Genomic DNA, 3,743 nt, shown 5'->3' on the forward strand with positions numbered 1-3,743 from the left:
GAGGAAATGGGAAAATCCAGCGTTTAAAATTAGTGGAGATGTTTAAGAAAGGACAAGGGGTAAAGGAATGAGAAAGTGGAAGAAATTAGTAGGAATGGCAGCGGTAGCAGCAATTTTTGTATGTGGATGCGGAGCAGGGGAGACAGCAGCAACATCCGCAGAGACAGCAGGAATGACGGCAGAAGATGCTGCCAGTGACAGCACGTCACAGGAAGTATCAGACAAAGATACGGAACAGGATACCCAGGGCAGCAGTGAAGCAGCAGGCGGTGACAATGTAATACGGGTTGGCTCCATATTGGCACTGGGGACGGCAACTCCTTTCGTTGCACAGGAGAACGGGTTGTTCGAAGGAAGCGATATCTCTATCGAAGTAACCCAGTTTGCGGATGGTTCTGCTCTGATGGAAGCATTTGCAGCAGGAGAACTGGATGTTGCACTGTCCGGTGTCATACCAGTTGCTACCTGGATTTCAAAAGGTATCGACATGAAGGTAGTTGCTTCTGCCAATGGTGGCGGCCATGTACTAATGACCAGAAAAGATACGGGAATTACATCGGTTGAAGATTTAAAAGGAAAGACAATAGCCGAGCCAAATATCGCTACTGTGACTGATGCATTATTAAGAAGTAAAATTCTGGGGGATGCAGGTCTTGACCCGGATATGGATGTTACCCTGATTCCGGGTATGAAGCCGGCTGATATGGCAACAGTTCTGATGGTTACGAAGGAAGTGGATGCAATGATTACCTGGGAGCCATTTGCTGCCCAGGCTGAGAAAGATTATGAAGACATTACAGTTCTCTATGACACAGCAAAAGAAATTAAGGAAGAGACCGGAAGTAACGCGTTTTATCCTGTTAATGTAGTGGCGGCTAACCAGGATTTCATTGATAACCGACCGGAAGATCTGGACAAGTTCCTGGATATTTACAAGAAGACAGTTGACTATATCAATACAGACCCGGGAGCCAATGCAGTACTGGCAAAGGTTCTGGATATGGACGAAACAACAATCCAGAATGCCCGTGAACGTATTGACTATACATTTGACATAGATCAGGCAGCTACCCTGGAGACTTTACAGTGGGCAGCTGATCTTGGATATATTGACAAAGTGCCGGATAAATCAGAAATTTTTTACGAGAAAAAATAGAGAGGTTTGTAAAGTCTTATGAAATATAAAGCAAAACCGTTTTTACAGGGTTGTATAACCATCATTGTAGTAATCATTATATGGAGCATTGCTTCAAAAACGGGGCTGTTTGGGAAACTGGATCCGGATACCGCAAAGCTGCTTCTGCCTATGCCAAATGAGGTGGCGGCAGAATTTGCGGACATGATAAAAAGCGGATATCTGCTCAGTAATATCTGGGTCAGTATGCAGCGGGTCCTGATTGGGTTCGGAATTGCAGCTGCAATCGGACTGCCCCTTGGAATCATCATGGGCATCAGCGAAAATGTCCGGAATTTTATTTACCCTCTGGTTCGTTTTTTTTCTCCGATACCGGGTGTTGCGTGGGTTCCACTGGCAATCTTGTGGTTTGGACTTGGAAACAATGCAGCGATCTTTATCATAGTAATGGGGTCGTTGTCTCCGATTATTGTAAATTCCCTCCAGGGGGTTCTGAACGTAGACAAGAAGCTCTATGATGTTCTCAGTATTATGGAGGCAAATACCTGGCAGGTTGTAAAATATTGTATCATCCCTAGTATTATCCCCTATATTGTTTCAGGGTTTAAGCTGGGGCTGGGATTTGCCTGGAGGGTAGTGATAGCAGCTGAAATGGTAGGCGTGCCAAAAGGTCTCGGCTACGTATTAAGCGTGGGGCGAAATACGGCAAATACGTCCGTTACGATCATCACGATTATCAGCCTTGGCATTATTATGATGCTCATGGAAGAAGTATTGTTCCGGTTTCTTGAAAGCCGAACGAATCAATGGAAAAAATGGCAGTAAAATAAGCCGCAGAAGATGCGGCGCTGGAGGAATTATATGATTTTTTCATCTTATCAATTTATACTGGTATTCCTGCCGGTAGTGGCGATTGTGTATGGCATACTGAATCGCTTCCATTACTATTACCTGTCTAAAGTATGGATGGTTCTAGCATCCATGTATTTTTATGCACAGGGAAGTTCGGATTTCTTTCCGTTCTTTTTGGGAAGTGTCTTTGCAAACTATATTGTAGGAACTACTCTTTGCAGAATGCAAAAAGACAAATACAGGTTAGAGCGTAAGATTCTTATGCTCGCAGGTGTACTGGGAAATGTTGCGTTACTTGGGTATTACAAATATTATGATTTTTTTATAGAAAATATCAATCAGATAGCAGGCACAGACTTTTTACTGAAACGGATAGCGCTGCCGATTGGTATTTCCTTTTTCACATTCCAGTTAATTGCATTTCTGGTTGACTCCTATCGGGGAGAGACAAAAGAATACGGCGTTTTGGAATATCTGTTATTCATAACATTTTTCCCGCAGTTGATTGTAGGACCGATTGTACACCACAAAGAAATTACACCGCAGTTTGAAAATGACGAGAATATGAAACTAAACTACCGCAATATTGCCCTGGGCGTGTTTATCTTCGCCATCGGCTGTGGTAAGAAAATGCTGCTGGCAGATCCGCTCAACAACAGTGCAGCAGATTTTTACAGCTCAATCAAAGACTCGGTAACCATGTGGGAATCCTGGTTTTATACCATAGAATATTCCGTATCCTACTATTTTGACTTGTCCGGCTATACAGATATGGCTATCGGACTGGGACTGTTTTTCAACATAAAGCTGCCGGAGAATTTCAATGCACCATTTCGGGCAAGTAATTTCAAGGTATACTGGCAGAGGCAGCACATGACGCTTTCACGATTTCTTGGGGGATACGTATTTAAGAATGTATTCCGCAAAGGCGTAAAATGGCGGAATTATTACATAGCTACCATGGTGACCTTCTTAGTGTCGGGTATCTGGCATGGGGCAGGATGGAATTTCATAATCTGGGGACTCATGAATGGTGTCCTGGTTTGTATTGGCGCATATCAGAGCTATCACAAAAAAGAACCGCCATACCTGATCGGTGTTATCATAACCTTTTTCTTTATCGTACTTACAAGGGTTATATTCGTGGCATCGAATATGCATGATACCTGGGTGGTATATAAAGGAATGTTTGACTTTAAAGCGCTGATAGATCTGGGAGCTTCCCAGGTATGGCAGGAGATCTCCCATTTTGTGGCGGATCACCAGACGGTGGGACTGATTACCGTAGTTGGGCTTCTGATCTGCTGGTTTGCGCCAACCACAAGGACAATGGCGGAGAGATTTAAGCCGAATGCTTTGCATTTCTTATATGCAGGGACGCTGCTTGCGATTTGTATCTGTAAAATGAATCAGGTAGTACAGTTCCTGTACTTTCAGTTTTAGGAGGACAGCGAATGAAGTATAAAAAATGGGCAGTCGGATTCCTGGTATTTGTGTTAGCGGTATTTGGATTTATCTGCGGAATGAATTATTTTGTAGATCCCTTTGGATATTTTGCATTTCGGGGAGGCGATTATGATGCCCTTGGTACGATTGAAGTGAATGACAATAGTTACAGCAGGTTCTTTAAAGCGGAGCATGTAAAAAACTATCAGGACCAATACGATGGGTATATCATAGGCGGTTCCAAGGCGGGAACCTATCTTGCGGAAAAAATGAGTGAGATTGACGGATACCGTTATTACAATATGTTTTC

4 protein-coding genes are annotated in these 3,743 nt (G+C 43.4%); all 4 read left to right on the forward strand.

All coding sequences use genetic code 11. The features are described 5' to 3' along the window. The first annotated feature begins 67 nt into the window (after window positions 1–67). Window positions 68–1,156 carry an ABC transporter substrate-binding protein gene (locus RHS_RS28190; RefSeq protein ID WP_047835063.1) on the forward strand — a complete coding sequence of 363 codons (1,089 nt, stop codon included), beginning with the start codon at window positions 68–70 and terminating at the stop codon, window positions 1,154–1,156. 18 nt (window positions 1,157–1,174) lie between these two features. Next, a complete protein-coding gene (locus tag RHS_RS28195; RefSeq protein ID WP_044297468.1) occupies window positions 1,175–1,960 on the forward strand; it encodes an ABC transporter permease in 786 nt (261 codons plus the stop codon). Window positions 1,961–1,996: 36 nt separating this feature from the next. Continuing rightward, the gene (locus tag RHS_RS28200; RefSeq protein ID WP_044297469.1) at window positions 1,997–3,430 is read left to right on the forward strand and encodes an MBOAT family protein; all 1,434 of its coding nucleotides are present in this window, start codon (window positions 1,997–1,999) and stop codon (window positions 3,428–3,430) included. A gap of 11 nt (window positions 3,431–3,441) precedes the next feature. Continuing rightward, window positions 3,442–3,743, forward strand: a 302-nt coding sequence (locus RHS_RS28205) for a hypothetical protein (RefSeq protein ID WP_047835064.1), incomplete at its 3' end; no start/stop codon positions are given.

Origin of the sequence: Robinsoniella sp. RHS (assembly GCF_001029355.1) — a bacterium.
In the GTDB taxonomy this organism is placed as follows: Bacteria; Bacillota; Clostridia; order Lachnospirales; family Lachnospiraceae; genus Robinsoniella; species Robinsoniella peoriensis.

Excerpts from the sequence above, each read along its gene's own strand:
- RHS_RS28190 (WP_047835063.1), top strand. The coding sequence starts at position 68 with ATGAGAAAGTGGAAGAAATTAGTAGGAATGGCAGCGGTAGCAGCAATT.
- RHS_RS28200 (WP_044297469.1), top strand. The coding sequence starts at position 1,997 with ATGATTTTTTCATCTTATCAATTTATACTGGTATTCCTGCCGGTAGTG.
- RHS_RS28195 (WP_044297468.1), top strand. The coding sequence starts at position 1,175 with ATGAAATATAAAGCAAAACCGTTTTTACAGGGTTGTATAACCATCATT.